This window comes from Acinetobacter sp. NBRC 110496 (assembly GCF_000876115.1).
GTDB lineage: Bacteria > Pseudomonadota > Gammaproteobacteria > Pseudomonadales > Moraxellaceae > Acinetobacter.
Map to the genome: position 1 here is coordinate 1 of NZ_BBTF01000030.1, position 18,283 is coordinate 18,283.

Here is an 18,283-nt window from a genome sequence, read left to right on the forward strand (position 1 = left end):
TGACTGGGAGGGCGTATCACCAATAATAACTAATATGGTATCTGGACAGGATTGAATAATTGTTGGGAGACTGTTCTCGACAAACTCACGTATAGCTTTACGTGCTGTTAAACGTCCAACGGAAATGAGAACTTTTTTATTTTCTAGTTTGAACTGTGTTTTTAAACTACTTATGAGATATTGATTTTTTTCAGGAGCCGGGAAACTGACTCCTGGATGAATAATTTCTATTTTATTCTGATAGACTCCTTTTTGAACGCAAATATCAAATGTAGAAGTACTATTTGCAATAATTTTATCAGCCATTCTAATTATTGGAATCCAAACTAAATTATAGACGATATTATTAGTTCCGATATCTAAGCCATGTATATAAACTAAGCTTTTTTTTCTGAAAAGCTTTGCCCAAAAAACTGTAATGGGAGCTGTTAAACCGCTCCCTGCAAATAAAATATCTGGGCGTTGGGTTAAGCATATCCAAAAGGTTTTGATAAAAGCCAATATAAGAAAAATAGGAAGAGGATCTAATGTGACACCATAAAATTTGGCTTTTGATGGCGCGATTGTTCTTGCTTTGGTATGGCTAATAAGCAGAACATCATGATCCTTAGATAGTTCATCTGCGATATGCCAATTTAAGCGTTCCATTCCTCCAATTAATGGAGGAAGATTGCGGGTCACGATCAATATTTTTTTCTTAGACATGATTTTAAGAGATTATAAGCTCTTTTAAAGTGTATATGATTTGAGGTTCTTTCGTTAAATTTTTTATTAAATAAAATTATCTTATAAGTCATCATGTGACAAAATGCGTCATTCACTTATTCTTTTAATTTTGTATATATATTTGAAATTATTAATTTTATTTTTTGGCATGTTTTTTGATACTAAGGTCATATAATGCATTTTTGGGGAGCAATGTCATGATTGGTGCGAAAGGATTTACACTCATTGAACTTATGATTGTAGTAGCAATTATTGGTATTTTAGCAAGTATTGCTATTCCAGCCTATCAGAACTACACCACGCGGGCACAGGTTGCCGAAGCACTTAATATGGCAAGCTCAATTAAAGCTGAATTATTGGCAAAATATGGTGAAAGTGGGAGTTGCCCGACTTCACCAACAGATTTAGGGCTGAATGCATCAGGAACAATGAATACTAAATATGTACAAAGTGTTGGGATTAATACCACATATACAGGAGCGTTATGTGCTTTTGAATTTACGTTTAGTACTACCAACATGAATACTGGGGTGGCTGGAAAGACGCTTGTTTTTGCGATGATGAATTATGCTGGTAATGGTTCAGCACGTTGGGAATGCGCATCCTCGCAAATTTCTCAAAAGTTTTTGCCATCGGTATGTAGAGGCATTTAAATCATAATCTGAGATTGGACTGATGAGGGGGAAGAATAGACTTTAAATCATAAAGAATAAAATTCTCCTTACCCAAAGCCTGAATTTCTTCATAATCCATATTCTTGAATTGTTGATGCCCAATAGCCAGTACAATCGCATCGTAATGAGCTGGTTGAAGCACTTGAACAGGTTCCAAGCCATATTCTTTAATGACTTCTGATGGATCAACCCAAGGATCATAGACATCAAGGTTCAAATCGTACTCTTTGAGTGATTGAATCAGATCAATGATTTTGGTATTGCGAATATCTGGGCAGTTCTCTTTAAATGACAGTCCCATCACCAGAATATTTGCTCCGACAACTTGGATCTTTTGTTTAACCATTTCTTTTATGAGTTGTGTCGCAACATATTCACCCATCCTGTCATTTAACCGACGTGCAGCTAAAATAATCTCTGGGTGTAGGCCAATAGATTGGGCCTTATGGGTAAGATAATATGGATCTACACTGATACAATGCCCACCAACAAGTCCAGGACGAAAAGGTAAAAAGTTCCATTTAGTTGCTGCAGCTTTCAATACTTCTTCAGTATCGATGCCGAGCTTATTAAATATGAGGGCAAGCTCATTGATGAGGGCGATATTGACATCACGTTGTGTGTTTTCGATTACTTTTGCTGCTTCGGCCACTTTGATTGAAGAGGCTTTATGTGTACCTGCGGTAATAATACTTAAATAAATTTGATCAATTAAGTCAGCGATTTCTGGTGTTGAACCTGAAGTAATTTTTTGAATGGTTGTAACGCTTTTAGTTTTATCACCAGGATTGATACGTTCAGGACTATAGCCTATAAAGAAGTCTTGATTCAATTTAAGTTGTGAATGTTTTTCTAATATTGGTACACAAACTTCTTCGGTTGCCCCAGGGTAAACTGTAGATTCATAAATAACAATATCGCCATCTTTTAAATGTCTTGCAATTGTGGTTGATGCCTGAATTAATGGATTTAAGTCGGGTTGTTTAAAATGATCGATCGGTGTCGGTACCGTGACGATATAACAATCACCTTCTGCAAGGTGGTCGGAATTTGAACTGATTTGCAGGTTGGCTAAATTACCAAGTTCAGTTTGACTAATTTCTAATGTAGAGTCTTGTTGATGTGAGAGCTCATTGACTCTTTTGAGATTGGTGTCATAGCCAATGACCTTAAATTGCTTGCTAAAGGCTAAGGCTAAGGGTAAACCGACATAACCCAAGCCAACCACAGCAATCGTCAATTGCTTAGTTGTGATCTTGTTGTTAATCATAGCGTAAAGATGTGACATATTTTTGTTTTTAGACTCGTTTTTCATCTTGGTAAAGTATTGATAATAATGTGTATTCTAATATGTATGTCTGAATAAAAATACTAAAAACTTATAAATATCTTTAATTTCCTTAAACAAAAATATGGTTAGAATCATCAAAAAACGATTTTGATATGTAGTTTATTTGACTTGTTTAAGCTGTCTAAAGTGCTTTGTTGTATCATAGTGTCTAGTGTCTTTCATAAAATACCTTATGCAATTTATATGCTTTTTCCTTGCCAGTGTTCTCATTAGTTTTGCCTGGCTCTCCCCATTTCATACTTATCCATGGGTCACCTTCTCTGGTGAATTAGCCAGTTTTGGTGCCGGATTGGCGCTACTTGCAGTGTTCCTTAATAAAAAAATGCTTGTGCCTCGAGCACAACTATTGATTGCACCCATTATTCTGGTCCCTCTCATTCAGTGGAGTTTTGGACTGGTATATGACTTTAGTACAGCGCTGTTAAGTTCGCTCTATGTCTTTGCCTTTTGGTTGATGATTTTACTTGGCTTCAACCTTTCTGTGCAGGCCAAGAAGCGTGACGCCTTGATGGAAGAGATCTCTAAACTCCTGTTCGGTATTGCGATAGTCTGTAGTGGAATCGCGATTGCGCAATGGTGTGGTCTAGGTGGTGTGATCAATGGCATTATGCAGTTCAAAGGCGATCGACCTTATGCTAATTTTGGGCAGCCTAATCATTTAGCCACCTTTCTAATTATGGGGCTGATGGGTGCCTTATATCTTTATGAGAAAAGAGCACTGCCATCATGGTGCTTGGTTCCTCCAAGCGTGATTATTTTATTTACAGTTGCCTTAACTCAATCCCGAACATCATGGGTGGTATGTTTATTCATTCTGTTTTATTGGATGTATAAGCAGTACAAGCAGCAACCACGTTTTAACTTTGCCCAGCTTTGGGTCTGGAGTATTGGCTTTTTTGTGATTGCAGTATGGGGACTGCCATTGCTTACTCATCTCATCGATACTTTCTCAAACTCAGCAGTGGTCCAAACCAGTAGTGTGGCTGAGCGTGCCAGCTCAGGATATTTACGTTTTGAGATATGGACGCAAATGTTATTGGCATTGAAGGAACAGCCTTGGTTTGGCTATGGATGGAACCAGATCAGTGTTGCGCAAATAACTGTTTTTCATTTGTATCCAAACCATGAGTGGGTTGTGAGTGCCCATAATGTATTGCTGGATATTTTGGTCTGGAATGGATTACCCCTTGGTCTGTATATAATTGTGTATATGGTGTTGTGGTTTTTTTGGCTGGATAAAAATGCTAAAGATACAACCTCGATTATTGGGATTTTGATGGTCTCAGCGATTCTGATTCATGCCTTATTAGAGTTTCCACAGCGTTATGCTTATTTCTTGCTTCCAATGGGTTTTCTTCTTGGCCTGATTCAAGCACAAACCCCTGAGTTAAAAGGGATTTATTTATATAAGAATGTGATTCGCTGTATTTGGCTGATCGCGATTGTGGTCATGTTGTTAATTTGGCGTGATTATAAGCTTTTTCAAGAAAATAGCCGTTTAATCTTTAAAAAGCAGCAACCGACAGTTGAAATATTGGGCAGCTCGAAAATTCTGTTATTGACTCAATTTCAGCAACGTATGGACTGGATTCGTTTAAAACCACAAACAATCATGGCTGAAGCTGATTTAGAGCAATTTGGAAAGCTGGTTAAGAATAAAGCAACGCCGTATAACTTGAAGAAGTATGCACAGTTACTTGCTTATAATCAAAAGCTTGAACAAGCGGAACAGCAGCTATTTATTTTACAGCAGTTGTATGGGCAACAACTGAGCCTGCCTGAAGTTGTAGAAATGAATAAGCGAGCAATGTAAAAAAATAAAGCCCTAATCAGGGCTTTATTTTTGGATGAAACTCAAGCGTTGTGTGAATTTCTTAAATTTGGCTTTGAATATAGTTTTCAATACCGACATTTTCAACCAAATCAAGTTGCGTATCTAGCCAGTCCCAATATTCTTCTTCTTTCTCTAGAATTTCTTGGACTAAATCTCGGGTGACATAGTCCTGTTCTGACTCGGCAAGCTCAACCGCTTGCTTGAGTGCTGCAATATTCTCTTTAACCTTGCGAATATCGCAGTTCAGGACTTCTTCCGTATGCTGACCAATATAGAGCTTGCCTAAATGTTGTAGGTTGGGTAAGCCTTCTAAAAATAAGATGCGTTCGATGACTTTATCTGCATGTTTCATCTGGCGAATAGATTCTTTGTACTCGGCAGAACCAAGTTGTTCAATTCCCCAGTCATTAAACATGCGAGAGTGTAAAAAGTATTGATTAATTGCTGTTAAATGGTGGTAAAGCACCTGATTCAGCTGATTGATAACTTCACGATTGCCTTTCATTGCGTTTACTCCAAAACACCAAGTGATGCCCTAGTGGCTAAGGCAATTTATCTTATCTTAATCAACAAATAATGTTCTGGCGAGTAATTTATAGAACGGCAAATGAAAATCACAATCAAAAACATCCTGATAGGATTATGATTTTTATAAAAAAACCGCTTATATGAGTACTATTTAAAGTTCAGCAAGAAGCGGCGGAGTCGTAAAGCACGAGTTGAATCTGATGAATAGTTTTGAAGCTAGATCAAGCAGCTATAGAAATACGCGCGGCGATTTCTGCAAGTTCGTCACTGATAATGGCACGCGCTTCAGGTGCACAACGACCACAACATGTGCCTAAATCGAGAAGCTCACGGATTTCACGATAGCTTTCAGCGCCGTTTGCAACAGCGTCTTTAATATCCTGATCCGTAATTCCACGACATAAACAAACATACATGGGAGTAAGCCACAAATATAAATGCGATAATTGATATTATTGATAATTATTATCGTTTGTCAATGAATTTCATTCTAACAATGAGTATATTCTTATTGGGAATTTGAATAAAAAAATACCGCCTGATCGGCGATATTTTTTAATGATTTATATCTTTTTGATAAATCTAAATTTTAAAAATTATGGAATGATTACGATTCCATCCATTTCGACTAATGCACCTTTTGGCAGGCTTGCAACACCTAGGGCTGCACGAGCTGGGTAAGGCTGAGCAAAGTATTCGCCCATAATCTGATTCACCAATTGGAAGTGAGAGAGATCAGTCAGAAAAATATTCAATTTCGCGATATCCGCCAGACTACCGCCTGCAGCAGTACAGACCGCTTTTAAGTTATCAAATACGCGACGAATCTGGGCTTCAATGCCTTCCACAAGTTCCATACTGTACGGATCTAAACCAATTTGACCAGAAAGGTAGAGTGTGTTGCCAACTAGGATTGCTTGAGAATATGTTCCGATCGCAGCAGGGGCGTGTTCAGTATGAATAACTTGACGTGACATTAAGCTCTCCTATGTCGTTTTTTCTATCTTAAACCATGCGACTTTAACACAAAACCAGATTGACGAAAGGGCAGAGTACTGAATAGTCGCCTTGAACCAACTGATTATCCAGATTTTTATCTTTGCAGCATGTGCCTACTTTAGGGCAATATATTTTTTAAGCTGAAGGAACACTGGTTACTTTTGTGACTTCAGGCTGAACAATTGGCATATTTAAGCGTTCAATACGTGGAAAGCCAAAGTGCATACGGAGATCGCGAATAATCTGAGCAATTTGATTCCGGTTGCTGACCACCATATTGACATAAGTTTTCTGGTCTTGTGAATGAACCATTTCTACGCCCGTTTTGGCTTTACGGCATTGATAAATCAGATCGGAAATTTGTTCATCATTCATGGCCATATGAATACAAAGATAAGCACTGAAGCGAACATCGTCGATTTCTTCAGATTGCCAGTGTAGCGGCATGATATTTTCTGGATGCAAATGCTGTTCGTGTAATAAGTTCCGACAACGGGAACGGTGTACAATAAGACCGCGTCGAGATAAATGTCCTTGAATTGGATCACCTAATACTGGGTTACAGCAATGCGCATATTTGACATCGACGCCTTCTGTGCCGACGATCAAGCGGTCAGATGCATCTTGATACTGTGAATGATAGTCTTGCGCAAACAGATGATTTGCGACCAATTGTGGTAATAGATCACCCACCGCAATCTGTTCAAATAGCGTGTCTTTACTACCTAAGTGTCGCCATTCAAGTACATTGATCCAGTCGGTTGGAGAGAGATCGTTAATTGAACGCTGGAACAGTTTTAAGGCACGATTTAAGGCTTGTTGTCCGACTAGGCGTTGTTCGTCAATATCTTGTTCTCTCAGAATATTCTGTAATGCGCGACGCGCTTTTTGGGTATTGATGAAACTGAGCCAGTCTGGATTTGGAGTTGCTAATACATCCGTAATAATCTCAACCACTTGCCCACTGTGTAACGGGGTGGACAATGGACGAATTTCGCCATCGACTTTGGCACCTACAGCGTGGTTGCCTAAGAACAAACTGGCTGAATAGGCGAAATCAACCACAGTGGCACCTTGTGGTAATTCATGTAATTGTCCATGTGGGGTGTAGACCCAGATTTTTTCTTGGTGCAAATAGTCGAGTAAATCACTAAAGGTGGTTTTCGCACAGCCGCTGTCAATCAGGGTATTCAAGTTTTGCATAGAAGCCTGAATCGCTGAACGACAGGCTTGTGGTGCATTTTCACCCAGCACCACACCAAAACGAGCTGCTTTACGCATCAGTTCAGTCTGAATGGTCAATGAAAGTGTGGTTTTTTCGCCTTTGAGTTGGATCATGAGCGATTGGTTGCCGCCTGGTAAAGGACGGCGAATATGATCTCGGTATTGTAATACCTGAAAATTATCTTTCAGCGCATCAACTAGACGGTCGCAGTCAGCAATACTTTGTAAAATAATTTCAAAGGCATGGCTGTGGCTGAGTTCATTCAAATCAATTTCATTTTTAATAAAATGACGCAGTAATTCGATATTGTTGTTTTTCTTTTTAATTCGACCCTTGAGGTCATAGGCTTTTAACAGTTCAGAAAGCTTTTGTTCCCAAACGGCTTGGTACTCACAGCGTTTTGGTTTGGTTTCCAGTAAGGCCGTTTGCACATCATTAAACATGTCTAAATCAAGATTTTGATAGCAGAGATGTTCAAGGTTATCCGCCATCTCATTCATACCCACCAGACGTGACATGGGTACAAAAATATCGAGGGTCTCTTGTGCGATACGCGCACGCTTATCCGGACGCAGCGCACCCAAGGTGGTCATGTTGTGATAGCGGTCAGCCAGTTTAATAATAATGACACGAGGATCTTGTAAAGTCGCCTGTAGAATTTTTCGGAATGATGCGGCTTTGTTATATTCTTTGTCGCTGGAATGGCTGAGTTTGGTGACGCCATCGACCAGTTCTGCGACGACGACTCCATATTTCTGCCCAATTTCATCTTTGGTAAATTCAGTATCTTCAATTACATCATGTAAAAGTGCTGCCATTAAGGTTTCTGCATCAAGACGCATATGTGCCAAAATGCAACTTACTGCTATTGGGTGCAGTACATAGGGCTCACCACTTTTACGGGTAATACCGCTATGCGCTAAATCAGCAAAATCGCAGGCAGCAAGCACACGTTGAACATCACTATCTTTGAGATAGGCTTCAATAATTGCTTTGAGCTGCTGCTTCGCTTGGCTGACTTCTTCGCCTGGCATATAACACCTTTATAACTTGAATTCAGTAATGATCTGTCTGTTGATAATTTAATGATGTATTACATGGATGAATTTTTGACTTAGTGCGGTCTTCATGTGCTCAACCATATTGGATACCATTGAAAACGTACGTTTGATGCAAGTATTCGCAAACATTACGCCTTTCTTCTAATGAAAAGCAAATTGTGAAACTTGTCAATTTGTTCATTAGAAAAACTCGTAAATTTTTTCAATGACGGATATTGCTTTTATCAATATGTATCAAATTTTGCAAGAAAGAAAAAAGCCCAGAGTATTCACAATGGGCTTTTCGCACAACAAATTCGGTTTAGAAAGTGAAACCTTCTAAGTTTAATGAATTTGTAGACAGTACCATATCAAGGTTTGATGTCTGGTAGTCTTGATCGCGTTGTTTTAAAATTTCTTTGGTGACATGACCGACTGCAATTTCGCGTAATGCAACCACTGTTGGTTTGTCATTGTCCCATTCTACAGTAGGTTCCATGCCTTGACGTGCCAATTGACGTGCACGTTTACTCGCTACCAGTACCAACTCGAAGCGGTTATCTACATGGTCTAAACAATCTTCAACGGTTACACGTGCCATAAGTTGTCTCGTTTGAACATTACATTTGGAAAGACTGAGTAGTATAAAAGGCTTTTCTGCCAGACTCAAGTCATTCGCGATTAAGGGTAATCAAGTTTTCGATTAATTGTTGATGACGTGCACTTTGTTGTGAGGTTACTAAACGGTTTGCACTAATAATAGCTTCCAGATCATGCACGGCTTTATTGAAATCATCATTGATAATGACATAGTCAAAACTTGCAAAATGACGCATATCTTCAACCGCACAACTGAGACGATGCTCAATTACGTCGACTGAGTCTGTACCGCGGTTCGAGAGACGCTGTCTTAAATCATATTGTGTTGGTGGCAGAATAAAGATTTGTTTAGATTCAGGAAAGAGTCGACGAACTTGTTCTGCACCTTGCCAATCGATTTCAAGCAAAACATCATGACCTTGTTGCAATTGCTCTTTCACTTTGGCTTGGGAGGTGCCATAGTAATTGCCAAATACTTCTGCGTATTCGATAAAGCCACCTTCATTGACTTGTGCTAAAAAGCTTTCTTTGCTGGTAAAATGATAGTGAACGCCATCGAGTTCACCAGGACGTTGACCACGTGTAGTATGTGAGACAGAAACGTGCAGGTTGCTGACTCGATCGAGTAGGGCTTTGACCAAAGATGTTTTGCCTGTTCCTGAAGCTGCAGAAACGACAAACAAGAGACCCGACATGATATTTTTCCTGAATATGATAAAATATCTTGGCTATTGTAGTGTAGCGTGCCATTAAACGAAATAGTTTGGTGTAAAAATTCAGATGATGAGAGAGGATGTTATGGAAATCGTGTTGGCCAATCCACGAGGCTTTTGTGCTGGTGTTGACCGTGCTATAGCAATCGTCAATCGGGCACTGGAATGTTTTAATCCACCAATTTATGTACGCCATGAAGTGGTACATAACAAGTTTGTGGTCGATGATTTACGTCAGCGTGGTGCTGTTTTTGTCGATGAACTGGATCAGGTGCCTGATGATTCAATTGTGATCTTTAGTGCGCATGGCGTATCCAAAGCTGTACAGCAAGAAGCCGATCGTCGGGGTTTAAAAGTCTTTGATGCAACTTGCCCTCTCGTCACCAAAGTGCATATCGAGGTCACCAAATATGCGCGTGAAGGGACTGAAGCGATTTTGATCGGGCATGAAGGCCATCCAGAAGTTGAAGGCACTATGGGGCAATATGATAAGTCTCGAGGTGGTGAGATTTATCTGGTTGAAGATGAGCAAGATGTCGAAGCGCTCATGGTTAAACATCCTGAAAAAGTCGCGTTTGTTACCCAGACTACGCTTTCGATTGATGATACGGCCAAAGTGATTGATGCATTACGTACGAAATTCCCTCTCATTCAAGGCCCGCGTAAAGATGATATCTGCTACGCCACTCAAAACCGTCAAGATGCGGTGCGTGATCTGGCCGAGCAGTGCGATGTGGTCTTGGTTGTTGGTTCACCGAATTCGTCGAACTCCAATCGTTTACGAGAATTGGCTGAACGTATGGGGAAATCTGCCTATCTGGTCGACAATGCGGATCAGCTTGAAAAAGACTGGTTTAAAGCTGACACTAAAATTGGTGTGACAGCAGGTGCTTCTGCGCCTGAAATTTTGATTAAACAGGTGATTCAGCGCTTGCAAGACTGGGGGGCAACTCCACCCAAAGAACTGCAAGGACGAGAAGAAAATATTACTTTTAGTCTACCAAAAGAGTTGCGTATCCAGGTGATACAAGCCTAATTTTATTAGAAAAATGTGAACTGGAAACGGATGGATGACACTCCATCCGTTTTTTTTTGGTGCTTATCTGCTTTGTATTGGTTCTGTAAAAATAAAATTTAATATAGAGTAGTGAATTTTAAAAATTGGGTGCTGGGGAAATGGGGAAAACTCGGGGGTTCACCTTAATTGAGCTGATGGTGGCTATAGCTGTGCTAGGCGTAATTGCGACGATGGCAGTGCCATCCATGTCGAGTTTGATGGAAAAAAGGCGCTATGAACGTAATACAAGAGATTTATTGAGTACTTTATCTCAAGCAAAAAGCCAAGCAATTTTAAATCGAGCCAATGTTGATGCTTATTTAGTGGCTTCGTCTAGTAGTACGAATAACTCAAGAACCCTCAGTTGGGCCGTAGTAAATAGTAATACAACAGTGACGATTTCTCCGACCCCAACTTCAATTAGTGTCATTACTACTCTACCGTCTACAACAACTACAACAACTTCTGCCTTTAGGTTTGATAGCAATGGTCTGGTCGCCAATATTACAGGTGATACCACAATTACCTTATGTAATTCTAAATTATTGCTGCAAAAAACAGTCGTGATCACCCGATTGGGGGCATACATTATTAAGCCTGATATCGCAGTGAGTGCTTGCACATGATTATTAGACCTAAAAAACAAGCAGGCGTGGGCTTAATAGAAGTGCTTGTCGCATTATTATTGTTAGCCATCGGGGTGTTGGGCTATGTCGCTTTACAGTTAAGAGCATATGATGCTTCTGCTGAGGCAATGCAGAAGTCCCAAGCAATAGTGATTATGCGAGGCCTTGCCGAAAATATGCGCATTAATAAGAGTCAAATGGGGAGTTACCCTGCATTTGTTCGTAGTTACACTGGTCTTACATCGGTGACAACAGCACCTACAAGTTGTTTTAATTCTGGATGTACAGCCAGTCAGGTCGCTCAGTTTGATGCGTATCAGGCAGCGCTTAACGCTAATCAACTAGGAATGCAATTGACCATGGATAATTGCCCAGGGGTAACTTCTACAATGACGATACGTCGCCAGTGTTTATATGCATTTTGGGGTAAAACATCGCCTACAGTTCAAGAAGATACGGCTTCAGGTGTAACGACCAGTTCTGCAGATGTCTCTAGTTGTATGGGAAGTAATGGTATTTATGTTGCAGGTGCCTCCTGTTTAATGATGGAGGTTTATTAGAATGAAAAAAAATAATGCGAAGTCACAGTCAGGTTTTACTTTAATTGAGTTAATGGTTGCACTGGTTCTTGGCCTAATAGTTGTTGCAGCTGCAGTGCAATTGTTTACGGGAGGAATTCTTTCAAGCCGTTTGCAGCAAGCTAATGCTGAAATTCAGGACAGTGGCATTTTTGGTTTAGATTATATTGTTCGAGACATTCGATTTGCGAATCAAGACAATTTAGCTAATCTAAAACTGGATGATAAAACACCTTATGGTGGAATTGTTTTAACGGGGTTAACCGCAACAAGTTCAACCAATGTTAACTTTGTACCGAAAGTGAGTAGTTCGGCTTACATTGATTCTGCTTTATTAAGCCGTGGGCAGGATGATACTGTTTCAACTACATCAAACTATTGGAAAGGACTAACTCGAGTAACTTTAAAAGACTCAGCAGGTGCTGTGATTGCAAATCCTGTAAGTGATCAATTGACGATTCAATTTTTTGCACCAACGCAGATGACCAACTGTGAAGGTGCGACTGTCTTGCCTGGAGATTTGGTTGTTCAACGTTATTTTGTACGTCCAGATAATAATGGGGCTTCTACAGACTATGCTTTAGCTTGTGATGCAAATACCCCATCAGCAACAACTGCTGATGTCAAGGCTGCTGCCACAGCGCGAACAACTGTGAACGCAACAACAGAGACAATTTCTCCTTTACCAATTACAGGTTTAGGTGATGCAGGACAAATTATTATTCCTCGTGTTGATCATTTTCATGTTTTACTTGGGGCAATGGTAACAACCGAAACTACAACTACCGTTACCAATAGAACAGTGACGCCAGCAACTTCTACAACGACAAAAACAGTCTCAAATCAATTTGGTTACTATACGATTCCACAGTATCGTACATTAGCTCAAACTACAGCGACAGATAACACGACAGGTACTGGAAGTAAAGTAGAAACCAATATAAAAGTAACAGTGAGCTCACGAATTTTATCAACGCAGATTTCAGTATTAGTACGTTCCGCAAATAATGCACAAAATCAGGCCATTGACCCAACTCAGCCGCTCTTAATGTTGGATCAAACAGCTACGCCATCAGATACAACGACACGTTATCAACGTCGGGTATATAGCACCACTGTTGCACTACGTAATGCAATGGGAGATTCACTATGAACCATCCAAAACGCACATATTTAAAACATCAGCGTGGTGCGACCTTAATTGTAGTCATGATCATATTACTAATCATTATTGTGGTTGGAATACTTGCTGTTCGAGTTGCTATTGTTTCATTGGGAGTAGCAACAAATAGTCAAGTCGGTCAATTAAATTTTCAATCCTCCGATGCTCCGTTGGCATGGTTCAATAATTTTGATCCAACAACGGTAACCAGCGTTGGTAATGTGATTGGAGCTGCACTAAAAGAAAATGAAAGTAACCCAGGTGGGGAATATATTTTCTGTTATAAACCCACGACAAATAGTTTTGCTCAGACCATTAATTCGAGTCTGATGCGTAAAGCTGATTCTGGAAATATTGCAACAGTTGAAGCGGGAGGGGTGGCTGGTTTTTGTAATTTAACCTCAGATTTTGGCAGTAATCGTCCTGCTGTTGTCACTCAAGTTGCAGTAAGCATTCCAACTGAGGCACTGAATAATAAGCCAGGCGCAAATTTACCTCGAGGAATTAATGTTTCTGAGGGGACACAGTTACCTAAAAGCATGACTTCTGCCCAACGAATTCGTGTAACCACAACGGCGATGTTACCTGCATATACCAGTGATATCTCCTCTGTACAAAGAGATTGTTTAAGCTCGAGCAATGCCAAAATTAGTGACGATCTTAACGCGACTTTAGGTACAGGTAGTGAATATACCTTGGCAAAATGTCTTACTGATAAAGGTGTTCCATTTACTACCCAAGTACAAGAATTTAACTACGTGAACCAATTAACTGAAGTCACTGCTCCAGGAAATTAAGGGGGATATCATGACTAAACTAGAAAAATTTCAAAGAAATAAACTGTGGTATGTTATTTGTTCAAGCTCTTTAACGATGTCTTGGTTAATGATGGCATCCGTGGTTGAAGCAAGTGATTTGCAGATTTATGCTGTCCCTACCGCTGGGAAAAAAACCATTGTAATGATGCTGGATACTTCTGGGTCGATGGGGCCAAATTTAGGTTCTGGCTATAGTTTATATGATGATTATGGTTTAACAAGCCGTACCTGTTCAGTCACCTCAACAACAAGTTCTACAACACCATCTTATTCCCGTAATTATTGTGTTGTAGCTTCAAACACTACAAATGCTAGGGTTACAAATACTGATACAGGGTGTGAAAAGCAATCGGATAATAGTTATCGTTGTTATGATCGCTTAACACGTTTAAAAGATGGTATGTTTACTTTTTTAAATAGTACTAATCCAGTTCTTAATAGTGTCAGTGTCGGTTTGGGGCATTTTTCTGGATATAATGTTGGTACAACGACGGGTGATAATAATAGTGGTGAAATTTTGGTGACCGCAGCAGATTTAGGAGCGGTTGGTTCATCTCAGAGAGTAGCTTTAAAAACAGCAGTAGCGAGATTAGAGGCAAGTGGGGGAACTCCGACATCCAATGCTTTTGCTGAAGCTGCTGCTTATTTATTGGGGACAAGTACTCGAACATTTGTAGATATTAATAAGGATATTTATAAAAAAGTAACCACGATTTCTCAAGTGTTTGATCATTATGAGTGCCAAAATACTGCTTATCCTAATTTAAATCCAATGGATAATAGATGTTATCAATATCAAGGTTTTTCTGGTCGTACACTGGCTGCGACAGTAACAAATAATTATAGTTGTACAGACCCTTCTTACCCTTATCTTAATGGCAGTAAATGTTATAGAAATAGTACCAGTACTAAAAGTATTAATGCAACGAATAATCCAACTTATAGCTGTACATCAAGTTCTTACCCTTATTTAAATCCTGCAAATAATACGTGTTATCAAAGTAATAGTGGCTATAGTGGGGGCACAGTCACCCCTACGACCATAACTCGACCTGTCAGCACAGATCAATATTATCAATGTACTAGTTGGGCAACTACGGATTTTACTAATCAATATCAACAATGTAATGGCCGTACAGGTACAAATTCTAGCTACTGGCAAAATTTAGGTTCAACAGCACCAGACGATTTAGCTTTGGATGGTAGCGTTGACGTTGTCACGAATCCGGTGCATACAGTCTATTATCGAGTTGTGCAGCAAGCTGGAGCAAATGCATACAGTGGTTTTGATAAATCTATTCGTGCTTCCAAAAATGCTGATGAAACCGCATATATTTCGCCTTTACCTGCTGTAGAAAATCGCCAAAGCTGTGATGGCCAAGGGGTTTATATTTTATCTGATGGAGCACCTTCATCCAATCCTGATTCGGGAGTTTTGGCAGCTGCCTTAGGACGAAACTCTTTTAGTAATAGTGGTGGTTTAAGTGGTGGAGCTTCAGATTGGGCTTATATGAGTAATTTTGCCCGAGCTTTATATAATGGGGGAACGATTCAAAGTAACGCGAGTAATGCAACAAATCCAGCGAATGTCTCTATTCAAACCGCTTTTGTTGGTTTTGGTGCGGCGTTGAATGCATTAAGTACAAATGATGCCATAAATGCTTGTAAAATGAGTTCTCGAACTCAAGGTGATCGGAGTGGCGATGATGCTTGTTCTCCGAACCAAACGACTAATGCAATCGCTGCACCAGGTTATGGAAATGGTGGTTTCTTCCCAACGATTGACGCTAATGGTGTTACACAAAGTGTCATTGCCTTTATTAATAACTTGGGTAATGTCCCTTTAGACCCCTTAACTACTGGACAAATCTCGGTACCTTATGATGCACTCAATCCCAATAATCTATCGCAGTATGGCTATTTACGTGCATTAGAACCAGACCCTGCGCATAGCTATCTGACTTGGCGCGGAAACCTTAAGCGTTATAGTGCCACGCTTACGGGTACGAATATCGGTGCATTTAGAGGTAATTCTGGTGGTTTGGTTTACGATGCAGCAGGGGCGTTTAATACTGGAACAAAGGATTATTGGAATAGTTCAAGTTATACCGATGGTGGTAAAGTTTTCTTAGGTGGGGCCTATTCTAAAACGCCTTTACCTTATAACGGGCAGACGGAAGTAAGTTCAGGAGGTATTATTTCAAGATATGCGTATAGCGCTTCTCAGAAATTACGCAACTTATTTACGGATGTTTCTGCTGTAGATACTACTACAGCTAAATTAACGGCAGCAACTGGAAGCACAACAGGTACAGCATTATTAAAAATTCCTGAATCAGCAACGTCGCCTTTTGCGAATGTTACGGCTGTAGGTACCCATGTGTTAAGTAAATTTAATCCGTCTACAGGACAAGATATCCTTAAAGATTTTCCTGTGGCGATTAAACTTAAATTATTAAACTATCTAGGCTATAGCACAGATATTACAGCAGACACTTTGCCAACTTCGCTCGCTGCACCAGATGCACCATATTTATCTATGGGTGGTAGTATTCACTCAATACCAGTCCAGTTAACCTACTCTGGTACTTTAGATAGTCAAGGTAATTTAACCAATGCGCGTAGTCAATCTATTTTATATGGTTCGATGGAAGGGGGCTTACGTCTTGTTGATGCTTCAAGCGGCGAAGAGCAAATGGTCTTTGTTCCTGCTGCAATTTTAAATGACAGTACAAAATCCAAGGCGTTAGTTGTAGGTCAGACCGACTTAAACGGACCAACACATGGTATGGATGGGTCATGGGTGGCAGATCCGACGTATAACATCACCTCGACTACTTCTGGCTCGTCGACAACCTCAAGTGTAACTGCGCGACAAATGAATGTTTATGGTGGAATGCGAATGGGTGGGAGTAGCTATTATGCTTTAAACCTTTTGACGCCTACAAATCCAAAATTACTGTTTAGAATTGATAATTCAACCTCCGGTTTTGAGCGTTTAGGGCAAACTTGGTCTAAACCTGTATTAGCAAATGTTCGTTACAATAATGTAATTACCCGAGTGATGATTGTTGGTGGTGGGTATGATGAATGTTATGAAAATCCAACTTTCAGTTTAGCTTCCACTGGAGATGATAGCACTTGTTCAACTCGGACTAAGGCCAAAGGGAATGCTGTTTATATGATTAATGCGAAAACGGGCGCATTAATCTGGTCAGCGACTTACAGTGCTGATGCAACCGATGACCAGCGATATATGAAGCATAGTATCGTAAGTCGAATTAGTACTCTGGATCGTGATGCTGATGGACTAGTTGATCATTTGTATTTTGGGGATTTAGGGGGGCAGGTTTTCCGTGCTGACTTTAATAATATTGCGGGTACTAGTACCTCAAATTTTGGAAAAAGAGTAGTTCGCTTAGCTAATTTAGCAACCAATGATACGACCAATGATGCTAGTAATGATTATACTGGTGCCAAAGCACCTCGTTTTTATGTTCAGCCGACTGTAACGATTCATGACCAAGGAGCAAATACATTTATTGTAGTTGGGATTGCTTCTGGCGATCGCAGTACACCGTTGGATGTTTATCCAATTCAAGGAAGAGAAGGGATGAGCCCAGCAAATGCATTATCAGGCCAACCCGTCAATAATGTTTATGGTATTTTGGATCATGACTTTATTAAAGCAGATCTTATTACTGGGACACCAACTTTAGTTACTCAGAATAAAACACGTATTGATTTGAAGAAAAATCCTCAGATTCTAGCTACAGGTGAAACAGTTGCTGCATTTTTCTTTCCTACATCGGGAACTGGTAAATTCGGATGGTATCGTTCACTGTCAAGTAAAAGTAGTACAACAACAGCAATTGACAGTGTAGAGAAAGCCGATGGCTCTTTTAGAATAAGAGGGGGATTAAAAGCCTTTGAAGAAGAGCCAGTTGCGATTACAAATAATTTATTGGTTCCTGTATACGATCCACAGGGTACGGGTATTGCTCAGCAGGATCCCTGTAAACCACGTGTGATTGGCGAGACTGATTGGCAAAGATATTGTTTACCGTTTGGAGCGTGTATAAAAACAGACGGTACTTTAAATACTGCACTAGAAGCCAAGAGTGGTTTTCAGACAAAAACAACAGGTTGTCCTGCAGGGGTAACTGAGTGTAATGATAATGTGATTGGTGGTGGTATTCGAGGAATTACGTTTGTACCAAAACCTGATACGAGTAATGGAAGCTGTGGAAAACTTACAATGGCTGGTAATACACAAGGTACAGGTGAATGGCAATGTACTAGCCGCTTAATACAAACACGTTGGTATGAGCGTTACCGTCAATAAGAGATAA

16 protein-coding genes are annotated in these 18,283 nt (G+C 40.0%); 8 read left to right on the forward strand and 8 right to left on the reverse strand.

Annotated elements, in window-relative coordinates:
* The coding region (locus Aba26S_RS13920; protein ID WP_043972820.1) for a glycosyltransferase family 4 protein at nucleotides 1–705 on the reverse strand (705 nt) is incomplete at its 3' end.
* A gap of 218 nt (nucleotides 706–923) precedes the next feature.
* On the opposite strand from Aba26S_RS13920, the gene Aba26S_RS13925 reads away from it, so the two are divergent.
* A complete protein-coding gene (locus Aba26S_RS13925; protein WP_043972822.1) occupies nucleotides 924–1,379 on the forward strand; it encodes a pilin in 456 nt (151 codons plus the stop codon).
* 1 nt (nucleotide 1,380) lies between these two features.
* On the opposite strand, the gene tviB is transcribed toward Aba26S_RS13925, so the two are convergent.
* On the reverse strand, nucleotides 1,381–2,655 hold the full coding sequence (tviB, locus tag Aba26S_RS13930; protein ID WP_370538961.1) for a Vi polysaccharide biosynthesis UDP-N-acetylglucosamine C-6 dehydrogenase TviB: 1,275 nt from the start codon (nucleotides 2,653–2,655) through the stop codon (nucleotides 1,381–1,383).
* A 268-nt stretch (nucleotides 2,656–2,923) separates the two neighbouring features.
* Between tviB and Aba26S_RS13935 the strand changes: the two genes are divergently transcribed.
* Entirely contained in the window at nucleotides 2,924–4,564 is a 1,641-nt protein-coding gene (locus tag Aba26S_RS13935) for a PglL family O-oligosaccharyltransferase (RefSeq protein ID WP_043972825.1), read from the forward strand.
* A 61-nt stretch (nucleotides 4,565–4,625) separates the two neighbouring features.
* Here Aba26S_RS13935 and bfr read toward each other — a convergent pair whose 3' ends face one another.
* The 6 genes from bfr to gmk form a co-directional block, all read right to left on the reverse strand.
* Complete coding sequence (gene bfr, locus Aba26S_RS13940) at nucleotides 4,626–5,090, reverse strand: bacterioferritin (RefSeq protein ID WP_005238394.1); 465 nt, start codon at nucleotides 5,088–5,090, stop codon at nucleotides 4,626–4,628.
* 244 nt (nucleotides 5,091–5,334) lie between these two features.
* On the reverse strand, nucleotides 5,335–5,529 hold the full coding sequence (locus Aba26S_RS13945) for a bacterioferritin-associated ferredoxin (RefSeq protein ID WP_004657461.1): 195 nt from the start codon (nucleotides 5,527–5,529) through the stop codon (nucleotides 5,335–5,337).
* Between the two features lie 180 nt (nucleotides 5,530–5,709).
* Complete coding sequence (locus Aba26S_RS13950) at nucleotides 5,710–6,090, reverse strand: RidA family protein (protein ID WP_004657462.1); 381 nt, start codon at nucleotides 6,088–6,090, stop codon at nucleotides 5,710–5,712.
* A gap of 157 nt (nucleotides 6,091–6,247) precedes the next feature.
* On the reverse strand, nucleotides 6,248–8,371 hold the full coding sequence (locus tag Aba26S_RS13955) for a bifunctional (p)ppGpp synthetase/guanosine-3',5'-bis(diphosphate) 3'-pyrophosphohydrolase (protein ID WP_043972827.1): 2,124 nt from the start codon (nucleotides 8,369–8,371) through the stop codon (nucleotides 6,248–6,250).
* Nucleotides 8,372–8,699: 328 nt separating this feature from the next.
* Nucleotides 8,700–8,978, reverse strand: a complete 279-nt coding sequence (gene rpoZ / locus Aba26S_RS13960) for a DNA-directed RNA polymerase subunit omega (RefSeq protein ID WP_004657467.1) — start codon at nucleotides 8,976–8,978, stop codon at nucleotides 8,700–8,702.
* Between the two features lie 70 nt (nucleotides 8,979–9,048).
* Complete coding sequence (gmk, locus tag Aba26S_RS13965) at nucleotides 9,049–9,672, reverse strand: guanylate kinase (RefSeq protein ID WP_005238402.1); 624 nt, start codon at nucleotides 9,670–9,672, stop codon at nucleotides 9,049–9,051.
* A gap of 103 nt (nucleotides 9,673–9,775) precedes the next feature.
* Here gmk and ispH point away from each other — a divergent pair, with 103 nt between their 5' ends.
* From ispH to Aba26S_RS13995, 6 genes are all read left to right on the forward strand, one after another.
* Nucleotides 9,776–10,726: a 4-hydroxy-3-methylbut-2-enyl diphosphate reductase gene (ispH, locus tag Aba26S_RS13970; RefSeq protein ID WP_005238404.1), complete on the forward strand. Its 951-nt coding sequence runs from the start codon at nucleotides 9,776–9,778 to the stop codon at nucleotides 10,724–10,726.
* Between the two features lie 140 nt (nucleotides 10,727–10,866).
* Complete coding sequence (locus tag Aba26S_RS13975) at nucleotides 10,867–11,373, forward strand: Tfp pilus assembly protein FimT/FimU (protein WP_043972830.1); 507 nt, start codon at nucleotides 10,867–10,869, stop codon at nucleotides 11,371–11,373.
* The gene (gene pilV / locus Aba26S_RS13980; protein WP_043972833.1) at nucleotides 11,370–11,933 is read left to right on the forward strand and encodes a type IV pilus modification protein PilV; all 564 of its coding nucleotides are present in this window, start codon (nucleotides 11,370–11,372) and stop codon (nucleotides 11,931–11,933) included. The genes Aba26S_RS13975 and pilV overlap by 4 nt, the downstream gene beginning before the upstream one ends.
* A 1-nt stretch (nucleotide 11,934) precedes the next feature.
* Nucleotides 11,935–13,104 carry a PilW family protein gene (locus Aba26S_RS13985; RefSeq protein WP_043972835.1) on the forward strand — a complete coding sequence of 390 codons (1,170 nt, stop codon included), beginning with the start codon at nucleotides 11,935–11,937 and terminating at the stop codon, nucleotides 13,102–13,104.
* A complete protein-coding gene (locus tag Aba26S_RS13990; protein ID WP_043972838.1) occupies nucleotides 13,101–13,910 on the forward strand; it encodes a PilX N-terminal domain-containing pilus assembly protein in 810 nt (269 codons plus the stop codon). The genes Aba26S_RS13985 and Aba26S_RS13990 overlap by 4 nt, the downstream gene beginning before the upstream one ends.
* Before the next feature lie 10 nt (nucleotides 13,911–13,920).
* Nucleotides 13,921–18,276, forward strand: coding sequence for a PilC/PilY family type IV pilus protein (locus tag Aba26S_RS13995; protein WP_043972841.1), 4,356 nt, complete (start codon nucleotides 13,921–13,923; stop codon nucleotides 18,274–18,276).
* Nucleotides 18,277–18,283: the final 7 nt, after the last annotated feature.